The organism is Kutzneria sp. NPDC052558 (assembly GCF_044547355.1).
GTDB lineage: Bacteria > Actinomycetota > Actinomycetes > Mycobacteriales > Pseudonocardiaceae > Kutzneria.
This window is the reverse complement of record NZ_JBIUAG010000014.1, coordinates 21,902-38,237: the sequence shown is the minus strand read 5'-3', so window position 1 is coordinate 38,237 and position 16,336 is coordinate 21,902. Positions and strand designations below refer to the sequence as shown.

Genomic DNA, 16,336 nt, shown 5'->3' with positions numbered 1-16,336 from the left:
TCGCCCGCCGCATCGGCCTGAGTGGTGGGGCGCGTCAGGTGCCGCGCGGGGCTCGGCCCCCGGGTAGCCGATGCCTCACATTCTCCTGGGCCGCACCCCCTCCACCACGCCGAGTGGCCCCACCAGACGGGTCAGCCCAGCGGCTTGAGGTAGCGCGCCGACTTGTCGTTGGCCCCCTCGTAGCCGATGGCGCGGTAGAAGTGGTGCGAGCCGTCCCGCTTCAGCGAGCTGGTGACCTCCATCCGCCAACAGCCCAGCCCGCGCGCCTGCTGCTCGGCCTCGGCCACCAGCTCGCGGCCCACCCCCTGGCCACGGCAGGAGTCGTCGACCACCAGCGCGGCCAGCCGGCCCTGGGAGCCGTCGTACTCCAGCAGCTGCATCGCGTGCATCGCGGCCACGCCCATCACCCGGCCGTCCACCTCCGCGACCAGCAGCGCGCTGCGGGGGTCGGCCAGCCACGTGTCGACCCGGGTCCGCACCCGCGTCTCGTCGGTCGGATATCCCAATTGCCCCAACAACACCGTGATGCGCGGGACGTCCTCGACGGCAGCCGTCCTGATCGTGATCGCCATGCCGACGAGTATGCCGATCAGCGGGCGGTGCGGATCATCTCGCCGAGGCGGTAGACCATGCGGGAGCCGTCGCCGGGGGTGACGGTGGCCCAGTTCTGGCCGTCACGGCCACGGGAGACGACGCTGAAGTAGCGGCCGCCGGCGTTGTCGAACCAGCTCATGCCGGGCAGCCGGCGCACCCGTCCGCGCTCGTCGAACAGGCCGACGCCGATCTGGCCCAGCCGCAGCACCTCGGGCTCGAGCATGGTGGCCAGGGCCTTCTGCTGGTCCTTGGACGCCGACTCGGCGGTGCGCCGGGTGACGGCCATCGGCGGCGGCAGCGAGGGCCGGCCGTCCGCGGCCCCGCCGACCAGGGCGGCCGGCAGCGAGACCTCCCGCCCGGGGCCGGCCTTGGTCGGCGGCAGCAGGCCGACGACGCTGGCCGCCAGCGCGGTGTCCCGGGTCCACTCCAGCCGGACGGTCTGCCCCTCCTGGACGGCCAGCACGGCGTCCCGGCCCCGCGCCGCCGCGCAGGCCCGCAGCATGGCCGCCGGCTCGCGCACGTCCACGGTGGAGATGGTGTCGAGCTGGATGTGCGGCCGGGCCACCAGGGCCATCGCGGCGGCGACCGGCCCGGCCACCCGGCCCCGCTCGGTCACCCCCCGCTCCTCAAGGTCGGCGTGCACGGCGGCGCGGATACGCGACCGTTCCTCATAGGTCTCCCCGTAGCTGGGGACCTGGAACGGATACGGCGGGGCGCCCAGCCGCAGCTCCTCCCAGAGCATGTCGAACGCGGCCAGCGAGACAGTGACGATCGGTGACATCGCGACCCAAGCTACCGCAGATCGCAGGTCCTTACGGGTGGAACGGCGGCCCCACATTGACGTCGCCCGCACCCGGCAGTATGTTCGGAGAGAGAACCGATGTGCGCATTACGAACACCGAGGAGAGCGCAGATGGCTCGGATCGGGACCCTCGCCGAGGGGGTGTCGGCGGTCGTCCACGACGGCGACACGGTGGCGTTCGAGGGCTTCACGCACCTCATCCCGTTCGCCGCCGGGCACGAGGTCATCCGGCAGCGGATCCGCGGCCTCACTCTGGTGAGAATGACCCCGGACGTCATCTACGACCAGCTGATCGGCGCCGGCTGCGCCAGCAAGCTGGTGTTCTCCTGGGGCGGCAACCCGGGCGTGGGCTCGCTGCACCGGTTCCGCGACGCCGTCCAGCACGACTGGCCGGCCCCGCTGGAGCTGGAGGAGCACAGCCACGCCGGCATGGCCAACCGGTACGTGGCCGGGGCCTCGGGCCTGCCGTTCGCGGTGCTGCGCGGCTACCGCGGCACCGACCTGCCGGCCCAGACCGACAACATCAAGCCGATCACCTGCCCGTTCACCGGCGAGGTGCTGACCGCGGTGCCGGCCCTCAAGCTCGACTCGGCGGTCATCCACGCGCAGCGCGCCGACCGCGAGGGCAACGTGCAGCTGTGGGGCATCACCGGCGTGCAGAAGGAGGCGGTGCTGGCCGCCACCCGCTCGCTGGTCACCGTGGAGGAGATCGTCGACGAGCTGACGCCGGTGCCGGGCGCGATCGTGCTGCCGTCCTGGGCGGTCGGCCACGTGGCGGCGGTGCCCGGCGGCGCGCATCCTTCCTACGCGGCCGGCTATTCGGTCCGGGACAACGACTTCTACCAGGAATGGGACGCGATCAGCAGGGACCGCGAGGAGTTCACGCGCTGGCTGGAGGACCTCAAGTGAGCGAGCGAACCATCGAGCACCGCGACGCTTCTCGCGCTGCCGACCAAGGAGGCAGCGTGAGCTACACCGCCGACGAGATGATGACCGTCGCCGCGGCGCGGGCGCTGGGCGACGGCGTGGTCTGCTTCGTGGGCATCGGCCTGCCCAGCACCGCCGCCAACCTGGCCCGCCGCACCCACGCCCCCAACCTGGTGCTGGTGTACGAGTCGGGCACGCTGGGCGCGAAGCCGGACCGGCTGCCCCTGTCCATCGGCGACGGCATCCTGGCCGAGACCGCGGACGCGGTGATCGGCGTGCCCGAGGTGTTCAACTACTGGCTCCAGCCGGGCCGGATCGACGTCGGCTTCCTGGGGGCCGCGCAGATCGACAAGTTCGGCAACATCAACACCACCCTGATCGGCGGCGACTACCGCAACCCCAAGGTGCGGCTGCCCGGGGCCGGCGGCGCGCCCGAGATCGCGGCCTCCTGCAAGGAGGTCATCGTGGTGGTGCGGCAGAGCCAGCGCGCCTTCGTGGACCGGGTCGACTTCGTCACCTCGTTCGGCTTCGGCCGCGGCCCCGGCCAGCGCGAGGAGCTCGGCCTGCGCGGCGGCGGCCCGCGCCGGATCATCACCGATCTCGGTGTGCTGCAACCGGATCCGACCACCTGCGAGTTCGTGCTCACCCACCTGCACCCCGGGGTGGAGCCGGCCGACGTGAAGGCCGCCACCGGATGGGACCTGGGCGTCTCCCCCGACCTCAGCCGGTCGGAGGCGCCCACCGAGCAGGAGCTGTCCGTGCTGCGGGCCCTGAAGGCGGCGTCATGACCACCGACGTCTTCATCGCGGACGCGGTCCGCACCCCCATCGGCAAGTACGCGGGCGGCCTGGCCAAGGTCCGCCCCGACGACCTGGCCGCCGGCACGCTGAAGTCCTTGCTGGCCCGCAACCCCGGGCTCGACCCGGCCCGCGTCGACGACGTGGTGCTGGGCGACGCCAACGGGGCCGGCGAGGACAACCGGGACGTGGCCCGGATGGCCACGCTGCTGGCCGGGCTGCCGGTGTCGGTGCCGGGCAGCACGGTCAACCGGCTGTGCGGCTCCGGCATGGAGGCGGTGATCGGCGCGTCCCGCGCGGTCGCGGTCGGCGACGCCTCCATCTGCGTGGCCGGCGGCGTGGAGTCGATGACCAGGGCTCCGTGGGTGCTGCCCAAGCCCGACCACGCCTTCGACCGCGCCCACGAGACGCTGCACTCCACCACCCTGGGCTGGCGCATGGTCAACCCGCTCATGCCCGAGCAGTGGACGGTCAGCCTGGGCGAGGCCACCGAGATCCTGGCCGACAAGCACGGCATCGGCCGCGAGGCCCAGGACGCGTTCGCCGCGGGCAGCCACCACAAGGCCGCGGCCGCCTGGGAGAAGGGCGTGTTCGCGGACGAGATCGTGCCGGCGCCCGGGGCCGAGCTGGAACGGGACGAGACCATCCGCCCCGACACCTCGGTGGAGAAGCTGGCCCGGCTCAAGCCGGCGTTCCGCCCCGACGGCACCATCACCGGCGGCAACGCCTCCCCGCTCAACGACGGCGCGGCCGCGCTGCTGATCGCCGACCAGGCCGGCATCGACTCGTTCGGCGGCCGGCCGCTGGCCCGCATCGCCGCCCGGGCCGCGCACGGCGTGGAGCCCCAGTTCTTCGGCATCGGCCCGGTCGAGGCGGCCAACCGGGCCCTGGCCCGGGCCGGCATCGGCTGGTCCGACCTGAGCGTGGTCGAGCTCAACGAGGCCTTCGCCGCCCAGTCCCTGGCCTGCCTGCAACTGTGGCCGGAGCTGGACCCCACCATCGTCAACCCCAACGGCGGGGCCATCGCCATCGGACACCCGCTCGGCTGCTCCGGGGCCCGCATCCTGGGCTCGCTGGCCTGGGAGCTGCACCGCCGCGGCGGCGGCTGGGGCCTGGCCGCCATCTGCATCGGCGTGGGCCAGGGCCTGGCCGTGGTCCTCGAAGCGTGAAGGAGAAGCCGTGAAACTGCCGCACTACGCGTCCGACATCGAGTCGCATCCGCCGAACTCCAGCGATCCCTACCGGTCCAGCGTGCTGCGCGCGCCGCACCGGCCGTTACAGCTGATCCCCCAGCACCTCACCGAGATCACCGGCCCGCTGCTCGGCCCGGACCGGATCGGCGAGCTCGACCACGACCTGACCCGCCAGCACATCGGCGAGCCGCTGGGCGAGCGCATCATCGTCAGCGGCCGGGTGCTGGACGCCAACAGCCGGCCGGTGCCGAACACGCTGGTGGAGGTGTGGCAGGCCAACTCGGCCGGCCGCTACGCCCACGACAACGACCGGCACGACGCCCCGCTCGACCCCAACTTCAGCGGCGTCGGCCGAACCGTCACCGACGCGCAGGGTCACTACCGGTTCGTCACCATCAAGCCCGGCGCCTACCCGTGGCGCAACCACCACAACGCCTGGCGGCCCGCGCACATCCACTTCTCCCTGTTCGGCCGGGCCTTCACCCAGCGGCTGATCACCCAGATGTACTTCCCGGGCGACCCGCTGTTCCCGTTCGACCCGATCTACAACTCGGTGCGCGACGAGCAGGCCCGGCAGCGTTTGATCTCCCGCTTCGACCTGGACAGCACCCAGCCCGAGTGGGCCCTGTCGTACAAGTTCGACATCGTGCTGCGCGGCAGCGACGCCAGCGTGTTCGAGGACGAGGAGGACGACGAATGACGACGCCTTCCCAGACCGTCGGCCCGTTCTTCGCGCTGCCGGACGGCCTGCCCTGGCCCGACGGCCCCGGCGTGGTGGCCGAGGGCACGCCCGGCGCGGTGGTGATCCGCGGCGTCGTCTACGACGGAGCCGGCCAGCCCGTGCCTGACGCCATGATCGAGACCTGGCAGGCCAGCCCCACCGGCCGCTTCGACCACCCCGACGACCCGCGCGGCGCGGTGGACGAGGGCTTCCGCGGCTTCGGCCGCTCGGCCACCGACGCCGAGGGCCGGTTCTGGATCCGCACGGTCAAACCCGGTCCGCTGCCCACGCCCGACGGCGGCGCCGAGGCCCCGCACATCGACGTCACCGTGCTGGCCCGGGGCCTGCTGCAACGGCTGGTCACCCGGATCTACTGGCCCGACGAGGAGCAGGCCAACGCCGCCGACCCGGTGCTGTCGGCGGTGCCGGCCGAGCTGCGGCCCACCCTGATCGCCCACCAGGACGGCGACGAGCTCCGGTTCGACGTCCGTCTCCAGGGCGACGGGGAAACCGTCTTCTTCGACCTGTGAGGGACGCGTGACCGACTTCCGCTGGGCCGGCGCGGCCGAGGGGCCGGTGCTGGTCGTGGGCAACTCGCTCGGGGCCGACGCCCGGATGTGGCGTGAACAGCTGCCCGCCCTGGGCGAGCGGCTGCGGCTGTTGCTGATCGACCACCCCGGCCACGGCGATGCCGAGGCGGAGAAGGGGATCGACTCCCTCGACGAGCTCGGCCGGCGAGCCCTGCGCCTGCTCGACGAGGCCGGCGTGGAGCGGGCCCACTACCTGGGGCTGTCACTGGGTGGCATGGTCGGCCTGTGGCTGGCGGCCAACGCCCCCGAGCGCATCGACCGGCTGGCGGTGTGCTGCACGACCGCCTACTTCGGCACCCCCGACTCGTGGCGGGAGCGGGCGGCGGCGGTGCGGGCCAACGGCACGGCCGCCATCGCCGACGCGGTGGTGGACCGCTGGGTGACCGCCGACTACGGCGACCGGACATGGCTGGTGGAGATGATGTCCGCGGCCGACAGCGAGGGCTACGCGGCGTGCTGCGAGGCGCTGGCCACGCTGGACCTGCGGGCGGCGCTGCCCTCCATCACCGCCCCGACCCTGGTGGTGGCCGGCGACGCGGACCGGGCCACGCCGGTCGAGCACGGGCAGGCCATCGCCGACGCGGTGCCGGGCGCGCGGCTGCGGATCGTGCCGGGGGCGCACCTGGCCCCGGTGGAATCACCCGAAACGGTGACTCCGCTACTGGTGGAGCACTTCACCTCGGTGCGCCGGCAGGTGCTGGGCGACGCCCACGTGGACCGGGCCCAGGCCGCGACCACGCCGTTCACCGCCGACTTCCAGGACTTCATCGCCCGCTACGCCTGGGGCGACATCTGGACCCGGCCCGGCCTGGACCGGCGCACCCGCAGCGCGATCACGCTGGCCATGCTGGCCACGTTGCAGCACGAGGACGAGCTGGCCATGCACGTGCGGGCCGCGCTGCGCAACGGCATGACCGTCGAGGAGATCAAGGAGGTGCTGCTCCAGGTCGCGGTGTACGCCGGGGTGCCGACCGCCAACCGGGCGTTCCGGATCGCCGACCAGGTGCTGTCTACCCTGGACACACCATGAACGAGACACCCGCGCCCGATGTCCAGGTGCCGCCCGTGCCCGTCGAAGTCTCCGAGGCGACGCGGGGCACCGCGTTCGTCCAGTCCCTGGAGCGGGGACTGGCCGTGATCCGCGCCTTCGACGCCGAGCACGCCGAGCTGACGCTGAGCGACGTCGCCCGGGCCACCGGCCTCACCCGGGCCGCCGCCCGGCGATTCCTGCACACCCTGGTGGAGCTGGGCTACATGCGCACCGACGGCCGGCTGTTCGCGCTGCGGCCGCGCATCCTGGAGCTGGGCTACGCCTACCTGTCCAGCATGGGGCTACCCGAGGTGGCGCAGCCGCACCTGGAAACCCTGGTGTCCCAGGTGCACGAGTCGAGTTCGGTGTCCGTGCTGGACGGCCTGGACGTGGTGTACGTGGCCCGCGTCCCCACCAAGCGGATCATGACCGTGAGCATCGCCGTCGGCACCCGCTTCCCGGCCTACGCCACCTCGATGGGCCGGGTGCTGCTCGCCTCGCAGACCGACGAGTGGCTCGACCGCTACCTCAAGGAGGCCGACCTGCGGCCCCTGACCCGGTACACCACCGTGGAGAAGCACCTGCTGCGGGCCATCATCGAGCACGTCCGAGAGCAGGGCTGGTCGCTGGTCGACCAGGAGCTGGAGGAGGGCCTGCGTTCCATCGCCGTGCCCGTGCACAATCCCGACGGCTCCGTCGCCGCCGCCGTGAACGTCTCCGCCCACGCCAGCCGCGGCAGTTCCGACGACATCAGGGTGGAACTGCTGCCCCCGCTGCGGACCGCCGCCCTGGCCATCGAACACGACCTGCGCGGCAACCACCGCTGAGCGCGGCAAAGGCCGGGCCTTGTCGGCGTTCACCGACACACATCTCGAACCACCCGTTCCGCCGAACGCGCACGATGTCGACCGTTCGGCGGAAATGGGTCGTCCGAAATGCCGGCTGAAACAACCGGAACAAACGAAAGGCCCGCCACCCATGGTGACGGGCCTCGCTCAGCCGAGCTGCTCAGTAGTACACAGCCAGCCGATATCGGTCAGCCGATCTCAGAGGGCGCGGACGCCCATCGCCTGCGGGCCCTTCTGGCCCTGGCCGATCTCGAACTCAACCAGCTGGTTCTCCTCCAGGGTACGGAAGCCGTTGCCCTGGATCTCCGAGTAGTGCACGAAAACGTCAGCGCCACCACCGGTCGGGGCGATGAAGCCGAAGCCCTTCTCCGAGTTGAACCACTTGACGGTGCCCTGAGCCACTTGATCTATCTCCTCAAACAGGTACTACGTCTCGCCGCAACCACGACGCTACGGGTCTGATCGCGGACGGGGATCTTCACCCGGTTCCCTGCGAGGAGGACCACCGCCCGCGACTTCTTCCGCGAGCGTGGATACGACACGAACACAGAATGCGACCGCACACAGTCAACCACATCGGACACGCAGGGTGGAAGTCCGCCACTCGTACAGGTGTGACCGGGGGCACCCAGCCCCCTTGACTCACCAAGGGTTCGCCTCTTAAATCATGACTCGAAATAAGGTGTGACGCGCGCACCGCCATCGAGCCTCACACACCGACGGACCCTGTGAACCTGTCGAACGAGGTGCTGCCGTGCGACCAATGATGCTCGTCGTGCCCCTGTTACTCGTGGCGGGAGTGATGGCCGCCCCGACTGCCAACGCCGCCAACGAATCCGTGAACATCTGGCTGACCACCACCAATGACTCCGGCGGCCGCACCGTCACCCGCGGCCTACAGCAGCAGACCCCGATCAGTTTCGCCGCCGGCACCGGGACCGGTCAGCAGACCATCACCGTCGACGAGAACACCCGGTACCAGCAGTTCGAGGGGGCCGGCGCGTCGTTCACCGACACCGCGGCGTACCTGATGAACTCCAGCGGCGCCCTGTCCGCCGCCACCCGCAACGCCACCATGACCAAGCTGTTCGACCCGGTCAACGGCATCGGCCTGGACTTCCTGCGCAACCCCATGGGCGCATCGGACCTGGCCCGCAACAGCTACACCTACGACGACGGCGCGGCCGACCCGAACCTGAACAACTTCACGCTGTCGCACGACCTGGTCGACGTCATCCCGCTGACCAAGCAGGCCAAGCAGCTCAACCCGTCGTTGAAGGTCATGGGCTCGCCGTGGACCGCGCCGCCGTGGATGAAGGACAACAACTCCTACATCCAGGGCTGGCTTCAGTCGCAGTACTACCAGGCGTACGCCAACTACTTCGTCAAGTACATCCAGGGCTACGCGGCCCAGGGCATCCCGATCGACTACGTGTCCGAGCAGAACGAGCCGACCGTGGGCGGCAACTACCCGGGCATGAACTGGAACGGCGCGGGGCTGGCCTTCTTCGCCAAGAACAACCTGCTGCCGGCGCTGCACTCGGCCGGGCTGTCGACCAAGGTCCTGGCCCTGGACTGGAACTGGGACAGCTACGACAGCTTCGGCGCGCCGACGGTCACCGACGCCTCGATCCGCGGCGACGCCAACTTCGGCGGGGTGGCCTGGCACGGCTACGAGGGCAACGTCTCCGAGCAGACGACGGTGCACAACCAGTACCCGTCGATGAACATGTACGAGACCGAGCACTCGGGCGGCACCTGGATCGGCAACCAGCAGAACGAGGACATGAACAACATCATCGACTACACCCGCAACTGGGACCGTAGCGTGGTGAAGTGGAGCCTCGCGGTCAACGAGTCCATGGGCCCCAACAACGGCGGCTGCAACACCTGCACCGGCCTGATCACCGTGCACCAGAACGACAGCCGGCGCGGCCAGGTCGACTACAACATCGAGTACTACGACATGGGCCAGCTGACCAAGTTCGTCAAGCCCGGCGCCACCCGCATCGCCTCCAACGACGGCACGGTGCGCAACGTCGCGTGGATCAACCCGGACGGCTCCAAGGCCTTGGTGGCCTACAACGGTTCCGGCAGCGCGCAGAGCGTGCGGGTGAACTGGGGCAACGAGTCCTTCACGTACTCGATCCCGGCGGCCACCAGCGCCACCTTCACCTGGACCGGCACGCAGGGCGGCACCACCACCCCGCCGCCGGGCGGCCACACCATCACCGGCATCGGCGGCAAGTGCGTGGACGTGGCCGGAGGCAGCAGCGCCAACGGCACCCAGGTCCAGATCTACACCTGCAACGGCAGCACCGCGCAGTCCTGGACCCAGTCCGGCAGCGCGCTTCAGGCGCTGGGCAAGTGCCTGGACGTGGCCTCGGCCGGGACGGCGAACGGCACCAAGGTCCAGCTCTACGACTGCAACGGCACCGCCGCCCAGCAGTGGACCCTGAACGCGCAGAAGGAACTGGTCAACACCGGCTCCGGAAAATGCCTGGACGCCACCAACCAGAGCTCCGCCGACGGCACGCCATTGCAGATCTGGACGTGCGGTGGCACGGCCAACCAGCTGTGGACGCTCAACTGACGTACTGACCGCACAGTAAAGGCTCCGTCCCGACCCGTCGCGCGTTCCGCCCGCGACGGGTCGGGACGGTTCCAACGTTCCCGAAACATCCGACCTGACCTGCGGTTTTGCCCCGAACGCGCTATTGATCGGCGGCCGATCGGTCGGTATAAATACCGCACGGAATTCGCTCGCGTTCTTCCCCGCCGTCGCCGTTCACGGGCCTTTTCCGAGAAATGCCGGATTTCCACCCCTGCCTGCACGATTCCGGCCGTGCGATACCCGTAGGAGATCGACCATGCGCATCACCAGAACGAGAGCGGCGCTGGCCGCCGCGTTGCCGGTGGCGACCGCGGCCATGCTGGTGCTCCAACCGACCGCGACGGCGGCCCCGGCCGCGGGCGCGGCCTTCCCTGCCCACTACTCCGCCCCGTACCTGCAGATCAGCAACTCCACCGCCGGCGACATGGCCTCCGACATGAGCGCCACCGGCACGAAGTTCTACACGCTGGCCTTCTTCACGCCCCAGTCCGGCTGCACGCCGATCTGGGAGGCCAACGGCACCGGCGTCGGCTCGTTCGCGTCGCAGATCAGCTCGTTGCAGGCGGCCGGCGGCAACGTCATCCCCTCCTTCGGCGGAGCCGAGGGCGGCGAGCTGGCCCAGACCTGCACCAACGTGTCCAGCCTGACCGCGGCCTACGCCAACGTGGTCAACACCTACGGCACCAACCGCCTGGACTTCGACATCGAGGGCGGCGTGCTCAACGACACCGCCTCCACCGCCCGGCGCGACCAGGCGCTGGCCGCCCTGCAACAGCAGAACCCGGCCGTGCAGGTCGACTTCACGCTCGGCGTCGGCCCCGGCGGCCTGCCCAGCGGGGAGTACAACCTGTTGGTGGACGCCAAGAACAAGGGCGTCAACGTCAGCGTCGTCAACATCATGGTGATGGACTTCTACGACGGGCAGCCGGTCATCAACGACGCGCTGTCGGCCGCCCGCGCCACCGCCAGCCAGCTCGCCAGCCTGTACGGCATCTCCACCGCGGCCGCGTACGCCAAGATGGGCCTGACCCCCATCGCCGGCCGCAACGACGACGGCGCCCAGTTCAGCCAGACCGACGCCCAGACCCTGGAGACCTTCGCGGCCCAGAACGGCGTGGCCGAGCTGGCCTTCTGGGAGGTCGACGCCTACGACAAGGGCACCGGCTACGCGTACTCGCGGATCTTCAACCAGATCACCGGCGGCGGCACCACCCCGCCCCCGCCGGCCGGCCACACCATCACCGGCATCGGCGGCAAATGCGTGGACGTCGCCGGCGCCAACAGCGCCAACGGCACGCAGATCCAGCTCTACACCTGCAACGGCACCACCGCCCAGAACTGGACCCACACCGGCAACACCTTCCAGTCCCTGGGCAAGTGCCTCGACGTCGCGTCGGCCGGCACCGCCAACGGCACCAAGGTCCAGCTCTACGACTGCAACGGCACCGCCGCCCAGCAGTGGACCGTCAACACGCAGAAGGAGCTCGTGAACACCGGCTCCGGCAAGTGCCTGGACGCCACCAACCAGAGCTCCGCCGACGGCACGCCGCTGCAGATCTGGACCTGCGCCGCCACCGCCAACCAACTCTGGACCCTCAACTGATCTGAGCTGTCCCCAACCGCCGACCGCCTGACACCCCAGGCGAACCCCGCCGGTCAAGCCTTACCCGTTTGGAAGGGGGCTTTCCTCCACTCCGAGTGGAGGAAAGCCCCCTTCCAAGCGTTGCTGTCACCGCATCAGGTGACCTTGATGAGGCGGGAGCCGTGGGCGGGGACGGCGGTGGCGGTCCAGCTTCCGTTGGCGGAGCCCAGATCCGTGCGGGAGACGAGGTCTCGCACCGGGTGGCTGCCGGTGATGCCGAGGTCGCTCCAGTTCACGGTGATGTTGGCGGCCGAGGAGCCGAGGTTGTAGACCGCGACCGCCCAGCTGCCGTCGGGCAGCTGCTTGCGCCACTTCTGCAGGGTGCCGCTGGTGACCCGGGTCGGGAAGCGCGCGGATTGGTCCACGGCGACGACTTCCGGGTTGGTGAGGATGGAAACGGCTTCGTTGTCGAGGAAGTAGACGTCACCGCCGACGTAGAGCGGGGCCGAGGCCATGGACCAGAAGGTCATCACGCTCTGCCGCTCGGTGCTGGTGATGCCGTCCTGGATGGCGCTGCCGGAGTTGTTGGAGATGGGCATCGAGTCCAGGTCGGGGAAGTAGCCCGACTGCAGACCGGACAGCCAGTTGGGCAGGTCGTTCCAGCGGGCGCTGACCGAGCTGCTCCAGGTGGACAGCGTGCCGCAGTAGCATTCGACGTCGGTGTCGACGCGGACGTCGTTGGTGTACGGGGCCAGCTGGGACTCGATGGACTGCGGCACCGGCCAGGCGCTGGTGGTCAGCCAGACGCTGCGGCCGGACTGGTCGATCGCCCGGGAGAAGGCCTGCACGTCGGGCACGCTGTCGGTGGTCGTGCCGTCGATCTTGATCAGGTCCACGCCCCAGGACGCGAACTTGTTCACCACGGAGTTGATGTAGGCCTGGGCGCAGGAGTTGCCGTAATTGATCTTCCAGGAGCTGCCCCAGCCGTTGGTCGATGTCAGCGGCTGCTGGGCGATGTCCTGGGTGTGGCAACTGGTTCCGGCGATCGGCGCGTTCTTGTCGTACACGCCCTTGTCCAGGCCGACCGTGGTGTAGAGGCCCAGCAGCAGGCCCTCGTTGTGCACGTAGTTGGCCACGCCCGAGATCCCGTCCGGGAACCGCGTCGGGTCGGGGTCCGGGATCCCGTTGGCGTCGGTGTGTCCGTTGAAGGACAGATCGGCGTTCCACCCGGAATCGATGTCGATGTACCGGTATCCGGCCGACTTGAGCTTCGAGGCCACCGCGTCGGCCGCGCCCTCCACGTGGGACTCGGTCAGCCAGCTCGTGCCGTAGGTGGCGCGGGTGGACGACTCGACGCTCCAGCTGCTCCAGCCCATGGCCGGAACCCCGAAACTGGTCTTGGCGTACGCCGGGCTCGCGCCCGGTAGCAGGACGGCAAGGCTCGCGGCCACCGCCGCGAACACCGTGAGACGACTGGGCATGGGCAGTCTCTTTTCTCCTGATCCACGCTGAGCAGGGAAAATTCACGGTAGCCCCCCTTTATTTCCGCCGTCAACTATCTCTGTCGACAGCTGACAGCCGCCCTGCTTCGACGCCGGGCCAAGACCCCGCACCCGTAATCCCGTTGTGCCTCCCGACTCCGCGCGCCATGCTGCCGGACATGGCGCATGGCACCGTGAAGTTCTTCAAGGTCGAGAAGGGGTGGGGCGCGATCTCCTGCGCTGAGCTGCCGCCCGGCCAGGACGTCTTCGTCCACTTCAGCGCCATCGAGATCGAAGGGTTTCGTGCCTTCGACGCCGGCGACCAGGTCGAGTTCGACTACGTGCCGGCACAGCAGGACAGCTTCCGCTTCGTGGCCACCAGGGCCCGCAAGGTCTGAACCCTAGCGATAACGCTCGGCCAAGGCAGTGAAAGCGGCCTTGGGTTCCCAGCGCATGTCCGGATACGTGACGCCGAAGCGATCCTCGAACACCGTGACCACGCCGTAGCTGGCGAGGTCGAGGTCCCGTCGGGGACCGTCGCGGTGCGGCAGGTGGTAGTTGGCGAAGGTGTAGGCGAACGCGGTGTCCACGCCGGCTGCGTCGAAGAGGTCGAGCAGCTCCACCAGATGGGCGGCCTGACCAGCCTCGTCGCGTTCGTAGTCGCCGTCGAGGCCGACAGCGACGACGCCGTCCCGGACGACGATGCCAGCGGCATGGGCTCCGAGATCCGGGGCGCCGCGGAAGGTGGCGGAGCCGAACTCGGTGATGGCAACGGGTTTGCCTTGGGCGACAAGGGATCGGACAGCGTCGGCGAAGCCGGCGGCGACCTGGGTGGAGCGATAGAGGTCCACGGACACGTAGTCGAACGGGGTCCAGTCCACGCCCTCGAAGGACGTGATGGCGGCGTAGCTGACCGGCCCGGCGAAGCGCTCCCGCACGACCGCGACCGCCCGGGCGAGGAACTCGTTGAGCAGCAAGGGAACCTTGGCGATCGCCGGCCCCAGCCGAGCCGGATCGGCCATAAGCGACAGGCGGTCGTCGAGGGTGTCGCCGGGCAGGAAGCCGACGGTGAAGATGCTCAACTCGGCCCCGGTCAGCACAATCACGGACGCTCCCCCGCGGCGTAACCGCTCGGCCACGTCGGCGCAGTCGGCCAACACCGCCAACAGCTCGTCCCGGGTGAGGTCGCAGGTGAACGGGGAGAGCCACACCTCCAGGCCGAGGTCGGCGGCCGCGCCGGCGGCGAGGTCGAGTCGGGTGACGTCGCCGCCGGTGATCCGGACGGCGTCGCAGTGCAGGTCGTCGCGGATCACCCGCAGCTCCCGCCGGACGGTGTCGGGATCGAAGGGCTCGTGGGTGCTGGTCCCGCCGGCGAGGAACCCGGTGTCGTAGCTGATGCCGTTGGCTCGCATGAGCCGAACCATAGGGTACAGACGGTACCCTATCAATCGAATAAGGTACTTTCAGTACCATGGCGCAGGTGAGGCGGCGCGGGGCCGTGCTGGAGGAGGCGATCCTGCGCGCGGCGGCCGACGAGCTCACCGAATCCGGTTACGCCGGCCTGACCATGGACCGCGTCGCCCAGCGGGCCGGCACCAACAAGAACGCGATCTACCGCCGCTGGCCCAACCGCGCCGCGCTCGGCGTCGCCGCGTACAAACTGTTGGTGCAGACGGCTCTGGGGCCGCCCGACACCGGCGAGCTGCGGACCGATGTGCTGGCCGTGCTGCGCCGGATGAACGCCGACCTGGCCACCCCCAAGGCCAACGTCGCCGCCGGCCTGATGGCCGGCGCCGCCGAGGACCCTGACCTGTTGGCCGAGCTCCGGAACACGGTCGCCGACGGGGCCAGCGCCTTGTGGCTCACCATCCTCCACCACGCCGTCGACCGCGGCGAGGCCCCGCCCGAATGCCTCCACCCCCGCGTCGCCACCGTCGCCCTCACCTTGCTACGCAACGAGTTCATGACCCGAGGCATGACCCCGGTCGAGGACGAGGTCATCCTGGAGATCGTCGACCTCGTCTACCTCCCGCTGATCCGCGGCGCCGGCCGGTAGCAAGGGCTTCTCAGCAGGTGGACGGTCTCGCCCCCGGGATGTGGCTGGTCCACGCTAGGGCCGTCCCATCAATCGAGCACGGGAGCCCACCATGTCCTTGACCGATGTCATCGAGGGGACCCGGCAGGCCACGGCCGCCGATCCCGCCAACGCCCAGGTGTCGTTCAGCGTGGCCAACACACTGGTGCCCGGCACGGCGACGGCGGTGGAGGTCCGGGTCCGTGACCACCGGTTCGCGGTCGACGAGCCGGCGCCGCTGGGCGGCACCGACACGGCGGCCAACCCGGTGGAGTACGCGCTGGCGGCCCTGGGTTCGTGCCAGGTGATCACGTACCAGTTCTGGGCGGCGAAGCTGGGCATCCCGCTGGAGCAGGTCAAGGTCACCGTGGACGGAGACCTCGACCTGCACGGCTTCTTCGGCTTCGCCGACACCAGGCCGGGATTCACCGACGTGCGGATCACGGTGGAACTGGCCGGCCCGGCCGACGCGGCCGACTACGAGAAGCTGAAGCAGCAGGTGGACGAGCACTGCCCGGTGCTGGACCTGTTCCGCAACCCGACCCCGACCAGCACCACCCTGGCCCAGCTCACGGGATGAGGTGCAACGGCGCGAACAGGACGACCATGACGGTGCAGGCGCCCCAGTGCCGGCTCAGCTCGCCGACCGAGGGCCGGTCCCGGGTGTCGACGCGGAGCAGGCGGAGGCCGACGAGCAGCTTGCCGACGGTGGCGCGGCAGACGTTCTGGAAGAACACGCGATGGGTGAAGGAGCACAGCACATAGGCGCCGAGGGTGACGCCGAGGACGGCCCAGACGCCGGCGCCAGGCACGGCGGCGAGGAACAGGACCATCCAGAACAAGGCGAAGGCCAGGTGCAGGACCGCGTCGACGAGGAAGGCCACGGTGCGGCGGACCGGATGACGGGGCCGCCGCTCATGGACGTCTCGCCCGCTGACCAGGACAAGCTCGTCGAAAATGGAAGATTCGGTGGTTTCGGCCCCCATCTCCCCATGATGCCAAAACCGGCGCCGCGAGGGAGGCGGAACCGGCTCAACAGCGGGCCCGGTGAAGCGCGCGATGGACAACCCGGTGGACGAATAC

General features: G+C 70.0%; 18 protein-coding genes and 1 pseudogene. 13 read left to right on the top strand and 6 right to left on the bottom strand.

Translation table 11 applies throughout. The annotated features are described in order from the left end of the window. Nucleotides 1-131: 131 nt before the first annotated feature. Both ACIG5F_RS24970 and ACIG5F_RS24965 read right to left on the bottom strand, forming a co-directional pair. On the bottom strand, nucleotides 132-572 hold the full coding sequence (locus ACIG5F_RS24970; protein WP_396521286.1) for a GNAT family N-acetyltransferase: 441 nt from the start codon (nucleotides 570-572) through the stop codon (nucleotides 132-134). A 17-nt stretch (nucleotides 573-589) separates the two neighbouring features. Next, complete coding sequence (locus ACIG5F_RS24965) at nucleotides 590-1,375, bottom strand: ESX secretion-associated protein EspG (RefSeq protein WP_396521284.1); 786 nt, start codon at nucleotides 1,373-1,375, stop codon at nucleotides 590-592. A gap of 132 nt (nucleotides 1,376-1,507) precedes the next feature. Here ACIG5F_RS24965 and ACIG5F_RS24960 point away from each other — a divergent pair, with 132 nt between their 5' ends. The 8 genes and pseudogenes from ACIG5F_RS24960 to ACIG5F_RS24925 all read left to right on the top strand — a co-directional run bounded on the left by ACIG5F_RS24960 (nucleotide 1,508) and on the right by ACIG5F_RS24925 (nucleotide 7,481). Continuing rightward, a complete protein-coding gene (locus ACIG5F_RS24960; protein WP_396521282.1) occupies nucleotides 1,508-2,305 on the top strand; it encodes a CoA transferase subunit A in 798 nt (265 codons plus the stop codon). Nucleotides 2,306-2,382: 77 nt separating this feature from the next. Further along, nucleotides 2,383-3,111, top strand: coding sequence for a CoA-transferase subunit beta (locus ACIG5F_RS24955; protein ID WP_396521680.1), 729 nt, complete (start codon nucleotides 2,383-2,385; stop codon nucleotides 3,109-3,111). Next, nucleotides 3,108-4,289, top strand: coding sequence for a thiolase family protein (locus ACIG5F_RS24950; RefSeq protein ID WP_396521280.1), 1,182 nt, complete (start codon nucleotides 3,108-3,110; stop codon nucleotides 4,287-4,289). The genes ACIG5F_RS24955 and ACIG5F_RS24950 overlap by 4 nt, the downstream gene beginning before the upstream one ends. 10 nt (nucleotides 4,290-4,299) lie before the next feature. Further along, complete coding sequence (gene pcaH, locus ACIG5F_RS24945) at nucleotides 4,300-5,013, top strand: protocatechuate 3,4-dioxygenase subunit beta (protein WP_396521278.1); 714 nt, start codon at nucleotides 4,300-4,302, stop codon at nucleotides 5,011-5,013. Then, nucleotides 5,010-5,564, top strand: coding sequence for a protocatechuate 3,4-dioxygenase subunit alpha (gene pcaG, locus ACIG5F_RS24940; RefSeq protein WP_396521276.1), 555 nt, complete (start codon nucleotides 5,010-5,012; stop codon nucleotides 5,562-5,564). The genes pcaH and pcaG overlap by 4 nt, the downstream gene beginning before the upstream one ends. A 7-nt stretch (nucleotides 5,565-5,571) precedes the next feature. Continuing rightward, nucleotides 5,572-6,288 (top strand): annotated as a pseudogene (pcaD, locus tag ACIG5F_RS24935) (3-oxoadipate enol-lactonase); the annotation flags it as partial. Further along, nucleotides 6,274-6,654, top strand: a complete 381-nt coding sequence (gene pcaC, locus ACIG5F_RS24930) for a 4-carboxymuconolactone decarboxylase (RefSeq protein ID WP_396521678.1) — start codon at nucleotides 6,274-6,276, stop codon at nucleotides 6,652-6,654. The pseudogene pcaD and the gene pcaC, both read left to right, overlap by 15 nt. Continuing rightward, nucleotides 6,651-7,481 carry an IclR family transcriptional regulator C-terminal domain-containing protein gene (locus ACIG5F_RS24925; RefSeq protein ID WP_396521274.1) on the top strand — a complete coding sequence of 277 codons (831 nt, stop codon included), beginning with the start codon at nucleotides 6,651-6,653 and terminating at the stop codon, nucleotides 7,479-7,481. Before pcaC ends, ACIG5F_RS24925 begins: the two co-directional genes overlap by 4 nt. A gap of 219 nt (nucleotides 7,482-7,700) precedes the next feature. Here ACIG5F_RS24925 and ACIG5F_RS24920 read toward each other — a convergent pair whose 3' ends face one another. After that, entirely contained in the window at nucleotides 7,701-7,904 is a 204-nt protein-coding gene (locus ACIG5F_RS24920; RefSeq protein ID WP_396521272.1) for a cold-shock protein, read from the bottom strand. Between the two features lie 361 nt (nucleotides 7,905-8,265). Between ACIG5F_RS24920 and ACIG5F_RS24915 the strand changes: the two genes are divergently transcribed. Both ACIG5F_RS24915 and ACIG5F_RS24910 read left to right on the top strand, forming a co-directional pair. After that, nucleotides 8,266-10,095, top strand: coding sequence for an RICIN domain-containing protein (locus tag ACIG5F_RS24915; protein ID WP_396521676.1), 1,830 nt, complete (start codon nucleotides 8,266-8,268; stop codon nucleotides 10,093-10,095). Nucleotides 10,096-10,372: 277 nt separating this feature from the next. Further along, nucleotides 10,373-11,719, top strand: a complete 1,347-nt coding sequence (locus tag ACIG5F_RS24910) for a ricin-type beta-trefoil lectin domain protein (protein ID WP_396521270.1) — start codon at nucleotides 10,373-10,375, stop codon at nucleotides 11,717-11,719. A 134-nt stretch (nucleotides 11,720-11,853) separates the two neighbouring features. Here the strand turns inward: ACIG5F_RS24910 and ACIG5F_RS24905 are convergent, their stop codons facing one another. After that, nucleotides 11,854-13,179: a glycoside hydrolase family 27 protein gene (locus ACIG5F_RS24905; RefSeq protein ID WP_396521268.1), complete on the bottom strand. Its 1,326-nt coding sequence runs from the start codon at nucleotides 13,177-13,179 to the stop codon at nucleotides 11,854-11,856. A 179-nt stretch (nucleotides 13,180-13,358) separates the two neighbouring features. On the opposite strand from ACIG5F_RS24905, the gene ACIG5F_RS24900 reads away from it, so the two are divergent. Continuing rightward, nucleotides 13,359-13,577 (top strand): cold-shock protein, encoded by a 219-nt coding sequence (locus ACIG5F_RS24900; protein WP_396521266.1) that lies wholly within the window; start codon nucleotides 13,359-13,361, stop codon nucleotides 13,575-13,577. Between the two features lie 3 nt (nucleotides 13,578-13,580). On the opposite strand, the gene ACIG5F_RS24895 is transcribed toward ACIG5F_RS24900, so the two are convergent. Further along, nucleotides 13,581-14,591: a hypothetical protein gene (locus tag ACIG5F_RS24895; protein WP_396521264.1), complete on the bottom strand. Its 1,011-nt coding sequence runs from the start codon at nucleotides 14,589-14,591 to the stop codon at nucleotides 13,581-13,583. 59 nt (nucleotides 14,592-14,650) lie between these two features. Between ACIG5F_RS24895 and ACIG5F_RS24890 the strand changes: the two genes are divergently transcribed. Together ACIG5F_RS24890 and ACIG5F_RS24885 are read left to right on the top strand one after the other, a co-directional pair. Then, on the top strand, nucleotides 14,651-15,235 hold the full coding sequence (locus tag ACIG5F_RS24890) for a TetR/AcrR family transcriptional regulator (RefSeq protein WP_396521262.1): 585 nt from the start codon (nucleotides 14,651-14,653) through the stop codon (nucleotides 15,233-15,235). A gap of 91 nt (nucleotides 15,236-15,326) precedes the next feature. Then, nucleotides 15,327-15,833 (top strand): OsmC family protein, encoded by a 507-nt coding sequence (locus tag ACIG5F_RS24885; RefSeq protein WP_396521260.1) that lies wholly within the window; start codon nucleotides 15,327-15,329, stop codon nucleotides 15,831-15,833. On the opposite strand, the gene ACIG5F_RS24880 is transcribed toward ACIG5F_RS24885, so the two are convergent. Beyond that, entirely contained in the window at nucleotides 15,823-16,239 is a 417-nt protein-coding gene (locus tag ACIG5F_RS24880) for an RDD family protein (protein WP_396521258.1), read from the bottom strand. The genes ACIG5F_RS24885 and ACIG5F_RS24880 overlap by 11 nt on opposite strands. Nucleotides 16,240-16,336: the final 97 nt, after the last annotated feature.